At 45.5% G+C, this 20,780-nt stretch carries 16 protein-coding genes; 8 read left to right on the top strand and 8 right to left on the bottom strand.

What is annotated here, in order from left to right:
- Positions 1-62: 62 nt before the first annotated feature.
- The 3 genes from DRW07_RS17910 to DRW07_RS17900 are packed head-to-tail and all read right to left on the bottom strand — an operon-like array spanning position 63 to position 3,728.
- Complete coding sequence (locus DRW07_RS17910) at positions 63-311, bottom strand: helix-turn-helix domain-containing protein (protein ID WP_124029325.1); 249 nt, start codon at positions 309-311, stop codon at positions 63-65.
- Entirely contained in the window at positions 308-2,458 is a 2,151-nt protein-coding gene (locus DRW07_RS17905) for a peptidase domain-containing ABC transporter (RefSeq protein ID WP_124029324.1), read from the bottom strand. The genes DRW07_RS17910 and DRW07_RS17905 overlap by 4 nt, the downstream gene beginning before the upstream one ends.
- Positions 2,459-2,462: 4 nt before the next feature.
- Positions 2,463-3,728 (bottom strand): HlyD family secretion protein, encoded by a 1,266-nt coding sequence (locus DRW07_RS17900; RefSeq protein ID WP_165870548.1) that lies wholly within the window; start codon positions 3,726-3,728, stop codon positions 2,463-2,465.
- A gap of 359 nt (positions 3,729-4,087) precedes the next feature.
- On the opposite strand from DRW07_RS17900, the gene DRW07_RS17895 reads away from it, so the two are divergent.
- Positions 4,088-5,635, top strand: coding sequence for a hydroxymethylglutaryl-CoA reductase (locus DRW07_RS17895; protein ID WP_240630732.1), 1,548 nt, complete (start codon positions 4,088-4,090; stop codon positions 5,633-5,635).
- Positions 5,636-5,683: 48 nt separating this feature from the next.
- Here DRW07_RS17895 and DRW07_RS17890 read toward each other — a convergent pair whose 3' ends face one another.
- Together DRW07_RS17890 and gorA are read right to left on the bottom strand one after the other, a co-directional pair.
- Positions 5,684-8,947, bottom strand: coding sequence for an amidohydrolase family protein (locus DRW07_RS17890; RefSeq protein WP_240630742.1), 3,264 nt, complete (start codon positions 8,945-8,947; stop codon positions 5,684-5,686).
- Between the two features lie 161 nt (positions 8,948-9,108).
- Entirely contained in the window at positions 9,109-10,458 is a 1,350-nt protein-coding gene (gene gorA / locus DRW07_RS17885; protein ID WP_124029321.1) for a glutathione-disulfide reductase, read from the bottom strand.
- A 158-nt stretch (positions 10,459-10,616) separates the two neighbouring features.
- Here gorA and prlC point away from each other — a divergent pair, with 158 nt between their 5' ends.
- The 6 genes from prlC (at position 10,617) to cspE (ending at position 16,947) form a co-directional block, all read left to right on the top strand.
- Positions 10,617-12,626 carry an oligopeptidase A gene (gene prlC, locus DRW07_RS17880; protein WP_124029320.1) on the top strand — a complete coding sequence of 670 codons (2,010 nt, stop codon included), beginning with the start codon at positions 10,617-10,619 and terminating at the stop codon, positions 12,624-12,626.
- A complete protein-coding gene (locus tag DRW07_RS17875; RefSeq protein WP_240630730.1) occupies positions 12,623-13,318 on the top strand; it encodes a DNA-3-methyladenine glycosylase I in 696 nt (231 codons plus the stop codon). The genes prlC and DRW07_RS17875 overlap by 4 nt, the downstream gene beginning before the upstream one ends.
- A gap of 107 nt (positions 13,319-13,425) precedes the next feature.
- A complete protein-coding gene (ubiE, locus tag DRW07_RS17870; RefSeq protein WP_124029319.1) occupies positions 13,426-14,193 on the top strand; it encodes a bifunctional demethylmenaquinone methyltransferase/2-methoxy-6-polyprenyl-1,4-benzoquinol methylase UbiE in 768 nt (255 codons plus the stop codon).
- A gap of 17 nt (positions 14,194-14,210) precedes the next feature.
- Positions 14,211-14,828, top strand: coding sequence for a ubiquinone biosynthesis accessory factor UbiJ (locus DRW07_RS17865; RefSeq protein WP_165870547.1), 618 nt, complete (start codon positions 14,211-14,213; stop codon positions 14,826-14,828).
- Positions 14,819-16,447, top strand: a complete 1,629-nt coding sequence (gene ubiB / locus DRW07_RS17860; protein ID WP_124029317.1) for a ubiquinone biosynthesis regulatory protein kinase UbiB — start codon at positions 14,819-14,821, stop codon at positions 16,445-16,447. The genes DRW07_RS17865 and ubiB overlap by 10 nt, the downstream gene beginning before the upstream one ends.
- Positions 16,448-16,737: 290 nt before the next feature.
- Entirely contained in the window at positions 16,738-16,947 is a 210-nt protein-coding gene (gene cspE, locus DRW07_RS17855; RefSeq protein ID WP_124029316.1) for a transcription antiterminator/RNA stability regulator CspE, read from the top strand.
- Between the two features lie 55 nt (positions 16,948-17,002).
- On the opposite strand, the gene DRW07_RS17850 is transcribed toward cspE, so the two are convergent.
- From DRW07_RS17850 to ubiD, 3 genes are all read right to left on the bottom strand, one after another.
- On the bottom strand, positions 17,003-17,992 hold the full coding sequence (locus DRW07_RS17850) for a hypothetical protein (RefSeq protein WP_124029315.1): 990 nt from the start codon (positions 17,990-17,992) through the stop codon (positions 17,003-17,005).
- An 88-nt stretch (positions 17,993-18,080) separates the two neighbouring features.
- Positions 18,081-18,776 carry an NAD(P)H-flavin reductase gene (gene fre, locus DRW07_RS17845; RefSeq protein ID WP_124029314.1) on the bottom strand — a complete coding sequence of 232 codons (696 nt, stop codon included), beginning with the start codon at positions 18,774-18,776 and terminating at the stop codon, positions 18,081-18,083.
- A 23-nt stretch (positions 18,777-18,799) separates the two neighbouring features.
- Positions 18,800-20,281, bottom strand: coding sequence for a 4-hydroxy-3-polyprenylbenzoate decarboxylase (gene ubiD / locus DRW07_RS17840; protein ID WP_124029313.1), 1,482 nt, complete (start codon positions 20,279-20,281; stop codon positions 18,800-18,802).
- Between the two features lie 196 nt (positions 20,282-20,477).
- Between ubiD and DRW07_RS17835 the strand changes: the two genes are divergently transcribed.
- Entirely contained in the window at positions 20,478-20,720 is a 243-nt protein-coding gene (locus tag DRW07_RS17835) for a TIGR02647 family protein (protein WP_124029312.1), read from the top strand.
- Positions 20,721-20,780: the final 60 nt, after the last annotated feature.

Here is a 20,780-nt window from a genome sequence, read left to right as displayed (position 1 = left end):
CATAGTAATTAACGTCCTTGTTTGCTTAAAACAAACAAAGTGCTGTGTTTAGCGATTACACGCTAAATCTGGTTTTCCGCTCTGACAACGGGTTGATAAAGATGGCGAAAAAAATTCGCCATGAGGCCCGCTCTGTTGGGAATATCCAACTTGCGATAAATATTGGCACAATGGAACTTTACCGTCCTTTCACTGATAAACAGTTCTCGTGCAATAAGTTTATTTGGGGCGCCTTCCATAATTTTATGCGCCACCTGCAACTCGCGTTTAGAGAGCAGATTAAGTTTTTCATCGAGTGTTGTGGTAGTCATGGTGTTTCTCCTGTTGCTGTTTTAGTAAGGTGTTGAAGGGTGCCGTTATGCAGATGTAATACACGGTCTGCCATGGCGATGGTTTGGGGTCTGTGAGCGACAATAACTCTAGTGACTTTTTGCTTAGCAATGTTGTTGCCTACCGTCCTTTCTGTGGCTACATCTAAATTGGCAGTGGCTTCATCCATAAAGATAATTGAGGGTTGTTTGTAAAGTGCTCGAGCAATTAAAAGACGTTGTTGCTGCCCGCCAGAAAGACAACTTCCCATATCACCGATAAGTGTTTGATACTGCATTGGCATGTTGCTTATGTCCTGATGCAGACTTGCCACTTTTGACGCCTGAATGACTCGGTTCATGTCTGGAGCTGGATCGAAGCAAGTGATGTTGTCGATAATGTTGCCTGACAAGCATTGATCATCCTGCATCACAGCGGCAAAACGACCTCTTAGATGTGGTGAGGTACTTAACTGTTTGCCGCCAACTCTGATTTCGCCGTCAGTAGGAGTCAATAGTCCCATCAAACAATGCAAAAGAGTTGTTTTACCACATCCACTTTTTCCCGTGATGGCAACACATTCACCCGGCTTGATTGAAAAAGTTAGGTTGGTAAAGGTATTTGGAGAGTGTTTGCTGTAGCTGTGTGTTATTTGCTCAACATCTATTCCAAGAGGGGCTGAAGAGGTATTGTCATGATGGTATGAATCGTCGGTGAGTTTATCCCGCTCTGTGAAAACAATATCACTGAGACGTTCAAAATGGACATTAAGCAACCTGAGCTCGATAAAAGTAGTAATGATGCTGTCAATAGCACCGATAAACCGTGTTTTGTATGCCATAAACGCGTATACCATTCCCACACTCATCACCCCTGCCATTATAGATGTAGCCGCAAAGTAAATAATGATGAGATTTTCGGCACCGAAGAGTAACTTTTGTATGGCCTGAGCTGTGATATGCCAGCGTCCGATTGCTATATCCTTATTTAGTAATTCGACTAACTTATGTTGCCAACTGTTTTCTCTGTTTGCTTCTTGATTGAATAATTTTATGGTTTTTATGGCTCGCGCTGATTCCATGAAGTGGGTGTTTTCATTCGCACGTGCCGCTATTTGCTCTGCACTTATTCTGTGCATGGGGACAAAAATAATGCGCTTTATCGTGAAGTAAAGCGTTACAACAGTCAGCGTGACAAGTGTCAACTGAAAGTTATAAATACACATGACCAGCAGTGTGACTATGGCCAAAAAACCGTCCAAAATAGCGCCAATGATGCCTTGTGTTAGCATTTCTCTCACTGGTCCTAGCGACTGGAATCGGGAAACTACATCGCCCAGATGCCGTTTGGCAAAATAGCTATAAGGTAACCTGATAAGGTGCTGAAAAACGCGACAACTCATTTGCAGATTAAGCCTACTGCTCAGTGCTAGGACAATGCACTGTCGAAAGCTGAGGGTACCTACTTCAATTAGCAGTAACAGAGAGAAACCAAGTGCCAGAACACTAAGCAGTGCAGTATCATGCCTAGCAATGACATCGTCGATGACTATTTGCATGTAGTAGGGTGAGAGCACAGCAAAAAGTTGTAGCAACATCGACAATGTAAGCAGCACAACAAACTGCCTTTTTAGTCCGGTTGTATTTTTGATAAAGTGCGAGAGTGTAAGAGCCGTTCGACGTCGTTTCTGAGTGAAGTCCCCTGTAGGAGAGAGTTCAAGTGCGATACCAGTAAAATGCTCAGACACTTGCCCAATGGACAGGGTTCGCTTGCCTATTGCAGGATCAAGAATGGTTGCTGAGCGCTTGGAAACAGACGAGAGTACAACAAAATGATTCATGTCCCAATGCAGAATACAAGGCAAAGACAACTGCTCTAAATGGCTCAACTCTAGTTTTAACGCCCTAGCAGACATCCCCCAGTCAGCGGCAATTTTTATTATCTGATTTAAGTTGGCTCCCTGGCTGGGAATAGCATATTTGGCGCGCATGGATACCATATCCGGCGTTTGTCCATAGAAACCACCAATCATTGCCAGGCAGGCAAGTCCACATTCGCTGCTCTCAGCCTGAAGTACCAGTGGCGTGGATTTCTTCCATAGATTGAGCGATGGCTTGAAGGTGGTCGCTGTAAATGTGTCCGTTGTCATTGTGCTATACCCTTCCTTTCAGTGATAAGAGGGGTTCAAATAGCCATTCCAGGATTGAGCGATGACCAGTAGTAATTTGAGTGCTTAACGTCATGCCAGCTTTTAGGCGAATTGACTTTCCATACGCAGTGATGCTGTCTCGATTGAGCTCTGCACGCACAAGATAAAACGGCTCATTGATCGCAACAGTCGTCCGATAGAGCTCGTTGGGTAGAAGAACACTTTCTGATATTGACGTCACCGTTCCGTTAAACAAACCGAACTTTTCATGTGGAAAGGCATCGTATCTAATCTTCAGGGCTTGACCAGTCTGTACAAAACCTGCCGCGTTTACTGGCAGAAGAATGGTAGCCTCCATCTTTTTGTCGTTACTCATTATTGAAAGTAATGGCTTACTTACATTAAGCCTCTGGCCTGGTATAGCTAACACTTCTGTTATATGACCGCTAGTTTTTGCCAGTATGACTTCCTGACGCTCGGCATTGAGCTGTATCAAGCGTTGTTCGTTTTCTCTTTTCTGTCTTTCCAAGTTGGCAACATAATTTTGTTGTTGTGTTGGGAGCTGATTTAACTGAAAGCGTAATGCACTAATTTGCTCCTCCAGTTTGATAAGCTCACGTCCCATTTGAAGTCTTTGTGTTTGAGCACGCAATGCACCTTGTTTAGCGTGATCCAAATCTGATCCATTCACCCACCCCTCACGATGTAGTTTCTCAACTTTTTTCAGGTTTTCTGACGACAGGTCCGCCTGCTGGCTAACTGAGGAATATATTCGCCTTAAATGCTCGGAATCACGCTTTAGATGGTTTAGCTGGCTGCGCTTCTCGGCAAGCTGCATGTCAAACTCTTCGCTTGCCCGAGTGATCTGACGCTCTAAGTCAGCTCTTAACCAATACAACTGGTCCAAAATTAGTTCTGCGACGGGCTTTCCGGTGCTGGTATAGGATTCAGTTTCAATCCGCATCAGTACCTGATCTTTTTCAACCCACTCTCCGGCTGAAACTTGCACTGATTTGACAGTGCCCGATGTGCGAGAGGCGAAATGTTGTACTACCCCATTTTTTGGCTCTATCCATCCGGTGGCACTCACCTGCCGAGCATAACTACCAGTGAGCAGCCAATAAATACCAGAGATTAACCAGACCAATAAGATACTCACCACTAGATAGGTAGGCATCTGAGGTGTCACGATCACCTTTCCAAATAATGACTGGCCTTGCCTGTCAATGACTTGTCTGCGAAACAACCCTGTCCTCATTTGCTCAACCATGATCCTTAGCACACTCCTTGTTGTGGATAATGAAAAGTCAGCCCATCCCTGGGCACATATAAATTCCATGTAAACGGGCTGAAAAACCTAGTGTCCCTACTTTGTCCGTCTCCTTGGCACCGGTTCCATGGCACCTCCGTGACGAGGTTAATGCTCCCGACCCGAAAGAGAATACGAGGCGTGACTAACGCTCGCTTGCCAGAGTGAGAAAAGGCCTTTTTTTCCAGTTTGGAAGGTCTAAATGTCCCAATAACTATGTAATTTGTCTCATTAACAAAACTAGAAAAAAGCTGGAAATTAAAAAGGTAAGGGTTAAATATAGAATTGAGAATAATAATCGACACCTACCTAGGAGAGTCATGATGTTTGTGCCAAGTATGTTATTAAAGCAGCTGTACACCAGAGCCAGCTTAACAAAGCGAAATAAAACAGTGAGCTTTATGCTCAAAAACCGTCTAAAAGACGCGACCATTGAAGAGTTACTGTTTGTTACGTTGGACGGAAAAGAAATTGACCCAAGTAAAATTAGCTTGCAGATAGGTGCGCATAAAATTCTCTCCATGGCAGAAGTTAATCAGGACGGTAATATTCCTTTCCCTTTGCGGGACGCAGTCACTGTACTGATGGACATTGATGAACCTATAAGCCCCGAAAAACGCAAGTTGGGGATTTCTTTTCGAGCAGCCCCATTTGGCAAGCTCAAGTTTGAAGTGGAAGACAACATTTCATCAGATGACAAACCTGTCACAGGGATCCCACGTGATCCTCATGATGACTACGGGCAGGCAATTATAAAAACGCGGCAACAGGCATTCGAAAACTTTTCGGGCGCCAAACTCGACCATGTCGGTAAATATTCAATCGACCCACAAACATTAAAGGGCAACATAGAACATTTTATCGGCGTTGCTCAGGTCCCAATGGGGGTGGCTGGGCCAGTCGTAGTCAACGGTGAGCATGCACAGGGGGAGTTCATGATCCCCATGGCTACAACAGAGGGTACCTTGGTTGCTTCATACAACCGCGGAATGAAATTACTCAACGCCAGTGGCGGTATCACGGCCACTGTGATTGACGATGCTATGCAACGTGCGCCAGTTTTTGTATTTGAAAATGCCCGCGGCGCAAGAGACTTTGTGAAATGGGTCAATGAAAATATGGGGCCGATTCGTGAGCATGCGGAATCTACCTCTTCTGTTGCTAAGCTCACTTATATTGATAATTTTCTGTCTAACAAATTTGCGTTTTTGCGTTTTAACTACAAAACGGGAGACGCGGCAGGCCAGAATATGGTGGGGCGTGCCACGTTTGCTGCCTGTGGCTGGATTCTTGACCACTATGAAGGCATTAAAGACTTCTATTTAGAATCGAACTTTGCCACTGACAAAAAAGCCTCGCAAATAAATATCATGCGAACTCGTGGCAAGCGGGTGGTAGCAGAAGCGACAATCAAGCGAGAGCACTTGTTGGATGTGATGCGGGTGGATCCCAAGCAAATCGATTATCACGCCAGAGTATCCGCTGTGGGGTCATTTTTGTCGGGGGTGAACAACACAGGGTTGCACTCCCCCAATGGGATTACCGCTATGTTCATCGCAACTGGGCAAGACGTAGCAAACGTATCAGAATCCTCTGCGGCGATAATGTATTCGGAGCTAACCGAAGAAGGGGACTTGTATCTTTCATTGACAATACCATCACTCATAGTGGCCACATATGGCGGTGGCACGGGTATTGGTACTCAAAAGGAATGTTTACAGATGATGGATTGTTACGGTCGCGACCGCTGCTATAAATTTGCTGAAATAGTGGGTGCAGTAGCTTTAGCTGGAGAGGTATCTCTTGCCTCTGCAATTTCGTCTTCTGATTGGGTGTCTTCTCACGAGCAATATGGAAGAAACCGCTGATACAGCGAAAAAGCATGTTGCCAGACTGGCAACATGCTCCCTGCTCACTTAGTGTTTCCAGTGGTACATATGAGATTTGTTGTGAATTTCTAGTGACGTTGCCATCGGCATAAAGGCATCGTTATCGCCTTCGAAGAAAAACTCAGCACGTTTTTCTTTACTGCCCACTTCGTTCATCGTCGCTGATTCATAAATACGGCCATTTAGTACGGTGTATGTCACATATTCACTACGACGCATATCGTTAAGGACATCGCCCTCTATAACCACAATATCTGCCAGTTTGCCGACCTCCAGTGTGCCTATGTCTTTGTCCATGCCCAAATGAATAGCTCCATCATAGGTTGCACCACGCAGCGCTTCCCATGGCGTAAAGCCGCCCTGGTGTAGAATAAACATCTCCCAATGTGTGCCCAGTCCTTCACGCTGGCCGTGTGGGCCCAGTACAACCCTCACGCCATTGTCTCGCAGAGTTTTGGCGTATGCCGCAACATCGATATGATTGTAATACCCATCGGGTGCAGCAGGACGACGAATAGCACGACTGTCGACTAAATAAGAGGGGGTATAGCGAAGCAAGCGCGGGTTTTTCCATACTTCTCTGCGGTCATAGAAATATTCTTCGCCCATCATGCCGCCATAGGCAACCAGCAAGGTGGGATTATAGGCGTATTCAGTGGCTGCCCAAAGCTGAGTGAGATCGCTATAACCGTATGCAATCGGAATAGCGTGTTCGTTAACAGTGTGGCCGTCTACCATCATGGAAACATTTTGCTGGAATTTACCGCCACCTTCAGGCATTACCATCATACCCAACTCTTTTGCGGCAGAAATAACCTGCTGACGTTGGTCACGACGGGGCTGGTTGTAACTTTTCACTGAGATTGCACCCGTGTCCTTCAAACGCTGAACATGAAAGTAGGCGTCTTCTCTATTGTTAATAATAGCTTTATACCCCATGGACTCCGCGCCATACAAAATGGTGCCGGTAGAATAGATACGTGGAGAGATTCGCTTTCCGGCACGTTGTAACTCAGCAGCGGAGAAAATTTCAGTGGTATCATTCGATGGGTCATGGATAGTGGTAACACCAAATGCCACATTAGAAAATTGGGCCCAATTTTGCTCTGGGATAATTTCATTGCGGCCATGTGGTCCATGGGAGTGAGCGTCAATCAGGCCTGGCAATACAGTATGACCCGAGACATCAACGACCATGGCGTCATCTGGAATTACCACGTCACCTTTTGCACCGACAGCAGTAATTCGATTGCCTTCGAAAACAACCACACCATCCTGGATAATTTCCTGCGTATTATCTGCATCGCGCATGGTAACAACTGTTCCCCCTACTAAAGCCTTGATACCTTGCGGTATATCTGCAGCTTGTTTAAAGGAAAGATCAAGACCCTCAGCAATCGGTTCGGGTAATGCCTCAGGCGCGCCAGCGAGGAAATCAAAGGCATCGTTGAGGTCACGATTGAAGTAAAACGGGCCATGGTGCCAACCTACATTTCGACTGTCCGCACTCCACACTAAATATTCGCCGGCTCGCGATGACAGCTTTTTAACCGGCATAGATTTCATCGTTGGACTTAGCTTACGTTTTTTACCGTTTTCGGCATACCGGGCAACGTAAGTATTAAATTGATGAACAAAGGCGACATACTTGCCATCAGGTGAAAGACGGTACTCACTGACTTTGTCTGCACCGTACAAATGTGTACGTCTGTCTTTGCCATCCAAATTGACGCTGGATAGCTGGGTTTCAGGATAGGGTTTACCTGCTACAGACTCGGTAAAATAGACTCTGTCATTGCTGCCGGCGAAGTGCGGGCGCATGCCTCGATTATTGACTCTTTTTGTGGTGCCATCATCAATATGCGTGACATAAATACCGGGGTTGAGAGAGTATGCTGGGTCAAGTAAGTAACCGCCGGTAAATTTGCGGTATGTTACATATTCATCATCAATAGAAAAGCTGGGTTCAATAAAATGGCCCGGCTCTGTACTGACTACTTTTCCTTTTCCACCTCGGGCCGATACGATACGCACCGCACCCAGGTCCTTATCGCTCCATGTGGTGTAAACAATGTGCTTACCATCATGTGAATATCTGGGGTAATACTCATCATGTTCATCTTGTTTTGTCAGACGTCTAAGCTTGCCGCTTTTAATATCGCGCAGATAAAGTTTGCCCAATGCCTGAAATAGGATGGATTTACCATCAGGTGAGGCTTGTGACCAACGTATCATTTTGACATCAAATTCATCTGGCGCGACTTCCACGGGGAAACGCAGGTTCTGAGCAACGTTCACGGTGGCGTTAACTGACACAGGGATGATACTGGATGCTTTGTTCGCTATATTGAGTTTATGAAACTTACCGCCGGTCCAGTAAACAATAGATTCACTGTCTGGCGTCCAGTCAAAATAAGCAAAGTACCCCTCGGTACCGAACCCTTCCTGCATGTCTCGTTCAAGCTCTCTAGTGAGCAGGGTTTCTTTTCCCGAAGTCAGGTCTTTGATGAATAATGCAGTGTCATTTTTGACTCTGCGTACAAATGCTAGGTATTTCCCGTCTGGTGAAGGTGTGGGCACAATGGCACCGCCCGTACCACTAATTAGGCGGGTTTCTTCACCCGTCTCTCTGTCATACCTGGTAATAGCAAAAATGCCTTCAAGCGGGTCGCGATTGTACTCAAACTGGCTACCAGGGACTGTGTTTTGTGTGTAATAGATGTATGTGCCGTCATGTGAAAATGCAGGATCTGCAATGTTGTTTTGCTCCCGCTTGCCATTCACTCTTTCTTTAATGGCGATCCCATCGCCACCTGACTTGTGATACAACCAAATTTCACCTGCTGGAATACTGCGGCTCGACATGATGCCTTTTGTCGCCACAATAAATTCACCATCAGGGCTCCATTTAGGCGAATGAATGAGGTTTTTCTTTTCTTGACTAACTTGACGCAAACCTGTGCCGTCTGTATTCATCACCCATATATTTGATAGACCACCACGATCTGAGATGAATGCAATCTGTTTTCCATCAGGAGAGATTGAGGGGTGAATATTCCAGGCGAACTCTTGAGTAAGCGCAGTTGCTTCGCCCCCCTCAGTGCTCACTTTGTAAATATCCCCCAACATATCAAACACCATAAACGACCCATCAGGTGAGATATCTAGGCTAGACCAGGTTGTTTCATCAGTTTGTATTTGTACAGGTTTGGTTTCATATGGCGGGTTTAGTACGTCCCACTTCGGTTGTTCTTCCTCTGCCAAGCACAAGGAAGAAAAAGCGGCCAACATTAAGGTTGTTAGTAACCTGGATGTGTTTGTCATGGTGTTCCTGTCGCATTGTTTTATTGTTTGCACGGAGTATACGATTGGACGTGTGCAAAAGTGAATTTTTTGTAAAAAAAAGGCAATTACACACGTTATGAGCAATTGCCAGAAGTGTGCGAATACATTTATGTCATAGTGACATATTCTTCAGCGCTGGTAGGATGAATTGCGACACAAGCGTCGAAATCAGCTTTTGTTGCGCCCATTTTCATTGCAACGGCAAAGCCCTGCAATATTTCATCCATGGCAAACCCTATGCCATGGATCCCAACCACCTTTTGCTCAGGGCCGGCACAAATCAGTTTCATCTTTGTGGTTTGTCGATGTGCGGTTACTGCCGTGTACATGGCAGCAAAACTTGAATTGTAGACTTGAATATTATTGTCACCATACTTAGCTACCGCCTCTGGCTCTGTGAGTCCCATTGTGCCAATAGGCGGATGACTGAAAACAACCGTGGGAATGAGATCGTAATCCATATGCGCATCAGGTTGGTTGTTGAATAAACGTTCTGACAATAATCGTCCTGCCTTCACAGCAACCGGTGTTAAATCAACCTTACCAATACAGTCGCCCACTGCATAAATGCTTTTGGCATTGGTGTTTTGAAATTTATCAACTTCAATGAAGCCTTTTTCGTTAAGTGTAACGTCGGTGTTTTCTAGTCCCAGATTATCAACTGCGGGACTTCTGCCAATGGCCCATATAAGGCAATCTGCTTCAATTCTCTCACCGCTTGTCATGATGACGCACAAACTACCATCAGCCATTTTTTCAACTTCCTTGATGATGTGATGTGTATGTAATGTGGGCCCGTCGGTACGGATCATGTCTGTCAGGGTCTCACTCAGCATGGGGTCAAAGTTACGCAGTGGTGCATTATTACGCACCAGTAGGTGGGTCTCACTGCCCAGGCTATGCATTACACCCGCCAGTTCTACGGCGATGTAGCCCGCACCGGCTACAACCACACGTTTAGGTTGTGCCTGTAGCTCAAAAAAAACATCTGAGGTTATGCCGAGTTCCGCACCAGGTACGTTATCTACATTTGGGCGCCCGCCGGTAGCAATCAAAATGTGGTCAGCCGTGTAAGTTTTCCCGTTTACCTCCACGGTATTGTTGTTAACAAACGTCGCATAGCCTTCTATAACAGTCACTTTATTGTTACCCAACACTCTGTCATAAGAGGCATGAATACGCTCTATGTAGGCATTTCTACTTTTGACGAGTGTGGACCAGTCAAAATCGTTGACGGTGATGTCAAAACCATAGTCCTTTGCATAGAGATTGAGTGCTTCAGCGACTTGCGCACCGTGCCACATGACTTTTTTAGGGACACAACCCACATTGACGCATGTGCCTCCCATCGCCTTGGCTTCAATGATGGCGACTTTCTTTCCATATTTAGCCGCGCGATTAGCTGAAGCGATACCGCCGCTCCCGCCACCTATACATATATAATCGAAATGGGACATGCCAACCCTTATTTTACTAGTATCTACGTTAACCTTGTCACAGTATGACCGAGACAAAGTCCTATTCATTTCCTAAAGCATAACGAAATCTATTGAAAAATGGTGCAACTGTCCCAAACTTCTTTTCTAGATTAGGACCAAATACAACGGACAGCACTATGAGCCTGCCACTTTTTACACAAATTAAAACTGACACTATAGTCGATGATATCAGCAAGGCAATTGCCCACAGCAAAGCAGTGATTGATGAGGTGGTACAAAGCGGAGCCACAAGTTATGAAGCACTGGTACTACCCATCGAAGAGGCTGATGACTTGTTGAGTCAGTTATGGTCACCGGTGTCGCATATGAACTCAGTAGTTAGTTCAGATAAACTGCGCGAAGCTCACGATGCGTGCCTGCCTTTACTTTCAGAATACGGTACTTGGGTTGGTCAGCATCAGGGCCTGTATCAGGCTTACCAGAATCTTCACGACAGTGAGTCATTTTCTGAATTAGACCAAGCGCAACAAAAGTTAATCACCAATGCGTTGCGCGACTTCACGTTGTCCGGTGTAGCACTACCAGATGATAAAAAGAAAACGTATGCAACCTTGCAGGCCAAACTTTCAGAACTTGGTTCATCGTTCAGTAATAACCTGCTTGATGCCACAATGGGATGGTATAAGCATATTGAAGATGAAGCGTTGTTAGACGGCATTCCTGAGTCGGCAAAAGCAGCTGCAAAACAGGCGGCAAAAAATAAAGAAAAGACTGGTTGGGTATTTACTTTGGATATTCCGAGCTACCTGCCAGTTATGTTGCACGCTAAAAACCGTGATTTACGAGAAGAAATGTATCGCGCTTACGTAACCCGCGCGTCAGAACAGGGTGTGAATGGCGGAAAGTGGGATAACACTATTATCATTGACGAAACTCTCAAGCTACGGCAGCAGGTCGCACAGCTGCTTGGTTTCGATAATTATGCGGAACGCTCACTGGCGAGCAAAATGGCAGAGTCAGTTGAACAGGTACAAGGATTTTTAGCTGATTTGGCCAAGAAGTCAAAGCCTCAGGCGCAAAAGGAACTTGAAGAAATTGCGCAGTTTGCCGCAGAAAGTGGGCATAAAGATGAGCTTCAGGCGTGGGATATTCCATATTTCAGTGAGCGATTAAAAGAGGCAAAATTCAGTATAACTGACGAAGAATTGAAGCCTTATTTTCCAGAGCAACGCGTGCTCAGCGGGCTGTTTCATGTGGTTTCAACCTTATACGGATTGTCGGTTGAAGAGCAAACCGATGTTGATGTGTGGCATAAAGATGTTCGCTTCTTTACGCTGAAAGACGAGCAGGGCGATATAAGGGGCAGCTTTTATTTGGACTTATATGCCCGAGAGAATAAACGGGGAGGGGCGTGGATGGACGAATGCCGTGTACGCCGTGTAAAAGCTGATGGCAGTTTACAACATCCGGTTGCCTACCTAACGTGTAATTTTAGCGGGCCTGTGGGTGACAAACCTGCATTATTTACTCACGATGAAGTGGTAACCTTATTCCACGAATTTGGGCATGGCATACACCATATGCTTACAAAAATGATCGTTGCAGGTGTATCAGGGATAAATGGTGTGCCATGGGATGCGGTTGAATTACCCAGCCAATTTTTGGAAAACTGGTGCTGGCAGGAAGAGGCATTGGCATATATTTCAGGTCATTATGAAACGGGAGAGCCCTTACCCAAAGACAAGCTTGATAAAATGTTGTCGGCAAGAGATTTTCAGTCAGCCATGCAAATGCTGCGTCAACTGGAATTCAGTCTTTTTGATATGAATATACACCAAGCAAACACTGGTCGTGTAGATGTGCAGGCTGAGCTGGACAAAGTGCGTGAAGCCATTGCCGTCGTTACGCCACCGTCGTTTAATCGTTTTCAACATAGCTTCGGACACATTTTTGCGGGTGGCTACGCCGCAGGCTATTACAGCTATAAATGGGCCGAAGTGTTGTCAAGTGATGCCTTTAGCCGGTTTGAAGAAGAGGGTATTTTTAATCAGCAAACGGGTAGGGACTTTTTACACAACATTCTCGAAGTAGGCGGAAGTGTGGAACCTATGGATGCGTTTGTTGCATTCAGAGGCCGCGAGCCTAGTGTAGATGCCTTGTTAAGGCACAACGGTATTGCGGCGTGAGTGCTGAGTCATTCGACGCTATTTTGCACAGGGCGGCAACGCGAAAAGGAGGGCGGCACCGCCTGATGCAAATGGTATCGACGCCACTCGATACAGAGCAAATCCTGACTATTACCGATGACAGGTTCTTATCGGCCTTTACCAAAAAGGTTTTTCAGTCCGGATTCGTGTGGCGTGTTGTAGAGCAAAAGTGGCCGGCGTTTGAAGATGAATTCTTTGGTTTCAATATAGAAAAGATCCTCCTGATGCCAGACGAAATGCTAGAAAAAAAAGCTTCCAATCCGGCGATCATAAGAAACTACCGCAAAGTTGCAGCTATTCGCGACAATGCGCTCATGATCAATGATATGAGCCGACAACACGGCAGCTTTGCTAGCTTTGTTATTTCCTATCTTGGCGGTAACATCATTGATTTGTGGACCTATCTGAAAAAGCATGGCGTACGGCTGGGTGGTAACACTGGGCCATACGCATTAAGAGCCTTGGGAATAGACACTTTCTTATTGTCGCGGGATGTGGAAGGTTACTTTCGCCAACACAAACTCATAGAAGGCGGCCTGACGAGTAAACGCAATTTAACCATCATCAATGCACAATTTAATCAGTGGCGTCTGGAATCCGGTTTGCCGTTGCAAAGTATTAGTCAAATAGTGTCTCTGAGTTGTGGTGACAACAGTCGGCAAATCGAATAGATATCTCACGATGGCAGCCACTGCTGCCATATCACGTTAATGCAACTCTTTTACTGACACTGCAAACTTAGGTACACTCCGGTGCAAAATGGATAAAGAGCTTTTTCATGAGCGAACAAGAAAACCCAAACTCATCGAATACCACGCATTTTGGTTATAAGCAGGTTGCAGCAGACCAGAAAGAAGGGCTGGTGGCTGATGTTTTTCATTCGGTAGCTGCTAAGTATGATGTGATGAATGATTTAATGTCACTGGGCATCCATCGCTTGTGGAAACGCTACACGGTTGACTGCAGCGGTGTACGCAGTGGGCAGAAAGTGCTTGATCTGGCAGGCGGAACCGGTGATTTGGCCTCTACATTTTCACGACTAGTAGGCTCGTCTGGACAGGTAGTGCTAGCTGATATCAACTATTCCATGCTCAGTGTAGGCAGAGACAAGCTGCGTAACCAGGGCCGAGTGGGGAATATTGAGTATGTGCAGGCTAACGCTGAGGCTCTGCCTTTTCCAGATAACCACTTTGATTTAGTCACCATGGCATTTGGGCTGCGAAATGTGACTAACAAAGACAATGCGTTAGCGTCAATCTTTCGTGTACTCAAACCCGGTGGCAGGCTGTTAGTGCTGGAGTTTTCTAAACCTGTTCTGCCTGCACTGAGTAAAGTCTACGATGCCTATTCGTTTCATGTTTTGCCTGTTATGGGGCAGTTGGTCGCTAACGACAGAGAAAGCTATCAGTACTTGGCAGAATCAATTCGAATGCACCCTGATCAAGAAACCCTCAAAGGTATGTTTGAAAGTGCAGGCTTCGAACATTGTCGTTTTGATAACCTGACGGGCGGCATTGTGGCCCTGCATTGTGGGTACAAATTCTAATGCCTTTGGGTGCCTTTTTGAGTGCAACAATAGAAACCGCAATCAATGCGGCGTTGGCTTCACAGCCTCGAACGACAGAGCAGTTGGCCTCCTTACACGGCAAGCGTTTGATTCTTTTTTTGGATGTACTTCCACAGGGCATCACTCTAGTATTCAGTGACAAGATTGATGTGCTTAGCGGCCCCGCCACCTTTTCTGACGCGAAAGCGAGTGTCGACAGTGACACCTGTATTATTCAGACACAAGCAGCGTCTCTGGACAAATTGAAAGATACCAGTCAGTTAACACAGTTAATTCAAAACAAGTCCCTTTCCATCATTGGCGACATTACCATCGCTCAACAAATCGGAGACATGGCGAAGTCAGTGAACATTGACATTGAAGAATGGTTGGCGAAAAACACCACAGATGTATTTGCACACAGTGTTGTATCTGTCGCCAAAAGCACCCATGCCATGTTACTGAATAAGGTAAGCTTATTCTCTGCACAAATGGCTGATGTTGTGCTTGAGGAGAAACCCATAGCAGCACGTAAACAAGCCATAGACAGTTTTTGTATTGAAGTGGCAAAACTCAGAGACGATACAGCTAGGATTGAAGCAAGACTCAAGCGTTTGGAACAGCAATGCGACTAGGCCGTTTATATAAAATCCAAAAGGTTGTATTAGAGCATGGCCTAGATGAAATGGTGCCGCGTGCCTGGTTGCCTTGGTATGTGAGATATTTGCGCCACACATTATTTTGGTTAAGGAATAAGCACAAGCATGCTACACCAGGGGCTAGGGCAAGGCTGGCCCTGCAAGCACTGGGACCGGTGTTTGTAAAGTTCGGCCAAATGTTATCTACACGTCGCGATTTGTTGCCTGATGAAATTGCCAATGAATTGGCGAAACTGCAAGATCAGGTACCGCCTTTCGATACTCAGGCGTCTATTAAAATCATCAAGCAAGCACTTGAACTGGACGATTTGGAGTCTGTGTTCAGTGAGTTCGACGCCACGCCTTTAGCTTCGGCGTCCATCGCTCAGGTTCATGCAGCTAAGTTAAAAGAAAGTGGTGAAAGCGTTGTAGTTAAAGTCTTACGTCCGGATATTCGTAAAACGATTAACGATGATATGCGTCTGCTAACGTCCATCGCCCATGTCGTTGAGCGCGGTCTGCCTGACGGTAAACGGCTCCGCCCTGTAGAAGTGGTGATGGAGTATGAGAAGACCGTTGTTGACGAGTTAGACTTGCTCAGAGAATCAGCCAATGGGATTCAGCTTAGACGGAATTTTGAAGGTTCAGATTCGTTGTATGTACCCAAAATCTACAGTGATTTATGCCGAAAAAACGTGTTGGTGATGGAGCGTATTTACGGTATTCCTATCTCTGATGTCGACGCTTTACTGAAACAAAATACCAATATGAAGCGCTTGGCAGAAAAAGGCGTAGAGGTGTTTTTTACCCAAGTCTTTAGGGACAGTTTTTTTCATGCCGATATGCATCCTGGAAATATTTTTGTATCACGTGAAAACCCGCACGACCCCAAATATATTGGTATAGACTTTGGGATCGTAGGCACATTGAATAGTGAAGATAAACGGTATTTGGCTGAAAACTTCATTGCTTTTTTCAATCGTGATTATCGCAAAGTTGCACAATTGCATGCTGACTCTGGGTGGGTTCCTTATGACACCAATATCGATGAGTTCGAGGTGGCGATCAGAACCGTATGCGAGCCTATTTTCCAAAAACCGTTAGCCGAGATTTCCTTTGGTAATGTACTCATTCAACTTTTTAATACTGCCCGTAGGTTCAACATGGTGGTACAGCCTCAACTGGTCTTGTTACAAAAAACACTTCTCTATGTTGAGGGTCTTGGTAGACAGCTGTATCCCCAATTAGACCTTTGGCAAACTGCTAAACCTTTTCTTGAGCGATGGATGAAACAACAAATCGGATTCAATGCAATGGCAAGCAAAATCAAAGACAATCTGCCCTTCTGGTCGGAAAAATTGCCTGAAATGCCAGATTTAGTGCACGACACACTGAAACAACTCAAAACAATGCCTGCAAGACAGGAAAAAGAAGCATTACTGCAACAAGCGGCAAACAGAAAACAGCGTAAGATGCTGTTTTGTCTGCTTTCTGGCATGTTAACCATTATTTCAACCAGTGCATTATCACTCAGCCTTCAGGCCCCCTCTATTTTGTATATCGGTTTAGCTATAACCCTGTTTTTATGGAGTTTATCGTTTAGGTATTTAAACTAGCGGTTAAAAACTGTGCAGTTATTATGAAGATTTTGTGATTCTTCTTACAATTCTCATAAATTTTATATCAATTCTGTGTTTTATTGGTATAGTGAAAATGTCATTGTTAGGCGTAGCCTTGTGTGATTATTGCTACATTAAACCTCTGAAGTTACGATGTGATTTGCTGTAAGACGTTTTACCCGACTTGTTTTAAGTCATCTGTAAGTGTTAAACACAGGATACGTTAAGCCATGACATGGAACACACTTGTCCCTTGTGGGCACATTTATTAAAACACTGAGGTATACATGTCTAAAGTTACAGGCACAGTAAAATGGTTTAATGCAGAAAAAGGGTATGGCTTTCTTACCCAAGACAATGGTGAAAAGGATGTGTTTGTACACTTCCGTGCCATCGTAGCAGAAGGTTACAAAACCTTGCTAGAAGGTCAGCGCGTTGAATTTGAAATCGAAGAAGGCCAAAAAGGTCTTCAAGCTGCTAACGTTAATCCAATTTAATTGGCATATTAACGCAAGCAGGTAAGGCTCCCATGTGGAGCCTTTTTTGTGTGTGCTACCAATTGCGCATTATCTGCTTATAACGAGCTTCGTCTAAAAAGCTTTCCCTAGGAGTGTAAGACTTTTTAGTTACGGCATCTAGTGCCTCATCAAACCTATCAAAAGCCTGTCCATCTACATAAAAACGTGGCGTCTCTGGCACCACACTGTTGTCTATAGCCAAGGCATGTCGCAGGGCAGACATATCCAGCTCATTATGGTGAACAGACGCGCTCGTGATAAACTCGGCAAAGCCATCGCCATCGATATCTTTGGTGATCCAAGGCAAAGCCATTAGTAGATTGTAGGTTCCATCTCGTTGCATGTTAGCTATATGGCTATTAAAACTTTCAAGTATAGTTTCTGCACCTTGAATATCGCGACGAAGTGATAGGCGCATAGACGATTTCACGAGCGGCACTGGCGATAAGAAAAGCGGGGTGCGGTTTGAGCGATGAAGCAACAGATTGAATTCCTGCAACAGTAATTTATCAGCCAGAATGTACTGGGCTCTCTCATCGCCAATTTGTTTGAAGACATCATAACTTGCCGGGTTGCGAGACCACTTTACGTCTTTTTCGACCCGAAGCGTTGCTGTATTTGCAAAGCGGTTCTCGGTGGCGACTCTGGCGCCTTCAATATGGTAGAAAGCGCCTACCTCTGTTACATCGTTATGTCGGCTTGCTAAATATAAGTTCACAGGCGCATAGGGCGTAGAATACAAAAAGTCGCTGTCTTTCTCATTCATGTCCAGAAACATTAACTCGCCATCAACCCGTTTTCCTGTCAGCGCACTACCCACAAAGGCGGGTCGGGTAACATCGATAGAGAGTGGCGTGTCCATACGTCGGAATGCTTCTATGATTAATGCTTCATAGCGTGAGACATCTCCTTTTCTGTCTACCATTGTGGGGTATTCAGTACCTATCAGGGTAGTGGCATGAACGTGTATACACGCAAGCAAAAGACTAAGAAAAAATGGAGAAATAACCTTGAGTTTACGCATGTGATTCCCTGTTGTTCTTTGTAGTTAATACGCAAAAATCAGGCAAATGGCTTATTGTCAGGCATGCTCACTAAAAGGTTATTGCGCGTTAGATAAATGCATAGGCATCGCCATACAATGCCTCTTCCGTTAAGCCTTTAGCAAAAAAGTCATCGCGTGCAGTTTTTGCCATTTCGAATCGCCCTGCAATATATACATGGTAGCCTGAGAGCGATGGAAAATCAGCGAGTACCGCTTTGTGAACCCACCCTGTTCTGCCTTTCCAGCTATCGTCTGCATGTTCAACAACGGGCACAAACGTAAAATGACGATGCTCACTTTCTAACTTTCTAAGTGTATCGAGAAAGTAAAAATCGCTTTGCTGTCTGCTGCCCCAATATAGCGTAATGTCAGCCGAAGGGTTGTCGTGTAGGGCTTGTTTTAAAATTGCGTAGGTGTAGGAAAACCCTGTTCCTCCCGCAACCAAAATACTCGGTCTTTCTGTAGTTCTCAGATAGGCTTCACCAAACCCGCCACTGATCTCAACGTTATCGCGCTGTTGCAGTAACTCTAACACTTCAAACGCGTATTTGTTCGATTTGTCTGCACCAATATGAAGTTCTATTTCATCATTTTCATACACGGCCGACGCAATCGAAAAGGGGCGCTTGTCCTCGTCACCCATATGCACAAGAAGATACTGTCCCGCCTGAAAAGTAATCGGGGACTGCGGCTTTAACCGCACTTGATATACCACAGGTGTTACGGGGGTGATGTCGAGAATATCGCAGCAAGTTTGCGTCATAATAGCTGTACTTCGTTTTCAATCTATTTCGTGTCTGGCGACATGATACCAAGTTCGTCCCATATTGCATCAACCCTTTGCTTAACCGCCTCGTCCATAACAATAGGCTCGCCCCATTCTCTGTCTGTTTCACCTGGCATTTTGTTGGTGGCGTCCATTCCCATTTTCGAACCAAGTCCAGATACAGGTGAAGCAAAATCCAAGTAGTCTATGGGCGTATTGTCAATGAGCGTAGTGTCTCTAGTCGGGTCCATTCTCGTCGTGATGGCCCAAATAACATCTTCCCAGTTTCTTGCATCCACGTCATCGTCACAGACAATGACAAACTTGGTGTACATAAACTGCCGGAGGAAAGACCATACCCCCATCATGACGCGTTTCGCGTGACCGGGATATTGCTTTTTCATTGTAACGATGGCCATGCGATAAGAGCACCCTTCAGGCGGCAAGTAAAAGTCTACTATTTCGGGAAATTGCTTTTGAAGGATCGGCACGAACACTTCATTTAAAGCGACACCGAGAATAGCCGGTTCATCGGGTGGCCTTCCGGTATAGGTAGAGTGATAGATGGGATCTTTTCTATGTGTAATATGCGTAACCGTGAACACAGGAAAGTCATCAACTTCATTATAGTAGCCTGTGTGATCACCATATGGCCCTTCCGGGGCGGTTTCGTCTTGTGCAATATAACCTTCGAGCACAATTTCCGCGCTGGCGGGTACCTGTAGATCGTTGCTAATACTCTTGACTACCTCTGTTTTAGAACCTCGCAATAAGCCTGCGAACGCATATTCGGATAACGTATCTGGTACAGGGGTGACTGCACCCAGAATAGTGGCAGGGTCAGCACCTAGGGCCACTGAAACAGGGTAAGGTTCGCCTGGATGAGTCTGGCACCATTCCCTAAAATCCAATGCACCACCTCTGTGAGAGAGCCACCGCATGATCAGTTTATTTTTGCCAATCAGCTGTTGTCTGTAAATCCCGAGGTTTTGTCTTTTTTTGTGTGGCCCTTTTGTCACTGTGAGGCCCCATGTGACTAGTGGTGCAGCATCACCAGGCCAACAGCGTTGAATAGGAAGTTTGGTTAAGTCAACGTCGTCACCCGTTAATACAACCTGCTGGCACTCAGCTTTCTTCACTGTTTTTGCGGGCATGTTGAGCACTTGCTTGAAAACCGGAATTTTTTCCCACAAGTCCTTGATACCTTTTGGAGGCTCAGGCTCTTTTAGATATGCTAGAAGCTTTCCTACTTCACGTAATGCTTCAACAGACGATTGACCCATGCCCATTGCTACTCGCTCTGGTGTACCGAATAAATTTGCTAGCACGGGCACAGTGTGTCCCTTGGGGTTTTCAAACAAGAGCGCGGGACCGCCAGCGCGTAACGTTCGGTCGGCAATTTCAGTCATTTCCAGCTCGGTAGAGACCTCCTGCGTTATCCGTTTTAGCTTTCCTTGTTTTTCGAGTTTTTCTATGAAGTCTCGGAGATCTTTATATTGCATATCTGCGCGCTACGCTCTCATTTAACGATTAGTACCCGAATTATACCCACAAACGTTTGCATTTGATCACGGTGTTTATTCAGTATCTCGCACAAGCAAAGTATTGTGAGCAACGCGTAATTGGCGCATGATACATATAGAAACAAAGACGCGTTGTCTTTGGACACATTCAAAGGCCTGCCTAAGGGGTAAAACCATGGTTTTTTCAAGCGACATGATTGAAGAGCTTAACCTGATTCTCAAGTTTCCCACACAGAGTCTAATGCAAGGACTTAAAATTCATCACGATGCCAGTTCAGAAGTTAGGGAAGCTGCGGAGAGGCTTTACGCGAAAGGTGTCATTACTCAGCCCGATGGGGGCTATCTTACCGACTTGGGCCATGACCTTTCAGAGCTCGCCCAAAGGTTGCAATCAGCATTGAGTCCGCGTTTGAATTAATCGGGTTCAAGCTGCACCGAAAGGCGCCGATAATATAAAAGAGTTAACGTGTGAAGCAGG

This window comes from Paralteromonas sediminis (assembly GCF_003820355.1).
GTDB lineage: Bacteria > Pseudomonadota > Gammaproteobacteria > Enterobacterales > Alteromonadaceae > Alteromonas_F > Alteromonas_F sediminis.
This window is presented reverse-complemented; position numbering and strand designations above follow the sequence as displayed.

What these genes read in the sequence shown, in the direction of transcription:
- gorA (WP_124029321.1), bottom strand. Translation starts at nt 10,458, where the DNA reads ATGTCCCATTTCGATTATATATGTATAGGTGGCGGGAGCGGCGGTATC.
- ubiD (WP_124029313.1), bottom strand. Translation starts at nt 20,281, where the DNA reads ATGCAATATAAAGATCTCCGAGACTTCATAGAAAAACTCGAAAAACAA.
- DRW07_RS17890 (WP_240630742.1), bottom strand. Translation starts at nt 8,947, where the DNA reads ATGTTGGCCGCTTTTTCTTCCTTGTGCTTGGCAGAGGAAGAACAACCG.
- DRW07_RS17850 (WP_124029315.1), bottom strand. Translation starts at nt 17,992, where the DNA reads ATGCGTAAACTCAAGGTTATTTCTCCATTTTTTCTTAGTCTTTTGCTT.
- ubiE (WP_124029319.1), top strand. Translation starts at nt 13,426, where the DNA reads ATGAGCGAACAAGAAAACCCAAACTCATCGAATACCACGCATTTTGGT.
- ubiB (WP_124029317.1), top strand. Translation starts at nt 14,819, where the DNA reads ATGCGACTAGGCCGTTTATATAAAATCCAAAAGGTTGTATTAGAGCAT.
- DRW07_RS17895 (WP_240630732.1), top strand. Translation starts at nt 4,088, where the DNA reads ATGATGTTTGTGCCAAGTATGTTATTAAAGCAGCTGTACACCAGAGCC.
- DRW07_RS17910 (WP_124029325.1), bottom strand. Translation starts at nt 311, where the DNA reads ATGACTACCACAACACTCGATGAAAAACTTAATCTGCTCTCTAAACGC.
- prlC (WP_124029320.1), top strand. Translation starts at nt 10,617, where the DNA reads ATGAGCCTGCCACTTTTTACACAAATTAAAACTGACACTATAGTCGAT.
- DRW07_RS17900 (WP_165870548.1), bottom strand. Translation starts at nt 3,728, where the DNA reads ATGGTTGAGCAAATGAGGACAGGGTTGTTTCGCAGACAAGTCATTGAC.
- DRW07_RS17835 (WP_124029312.1), top strand. Translation starts at nt 20,478, where the DNA reads ATGGTTTTTTCAAGCGACATGATTGAAGAGCTTAACCTGATTCTCAAG.
- DRW07_RS17905 (WP_124029324.1), bottom strand. Translation starts at nt 2,458, where the DNA reads ATGACAACGGACACATTTACAGCGACCACCTTCAAGCCATCGCTCAAT.
- fre (WP_124029314.1), bottom strand. Translation starts at nt 18,776, where the DNA reads ATGACGCAAACTTGCTGCGATATTCTCGACATCACCCCCGTAACACCT.
- cspE (WP_124029316.1), top strand. Translation starts at nt 16,738, where the DNA reads ATGTCTAAAGTTACAGGCACAGTAAAATGGTTTAATGCAGAAAAAGGG.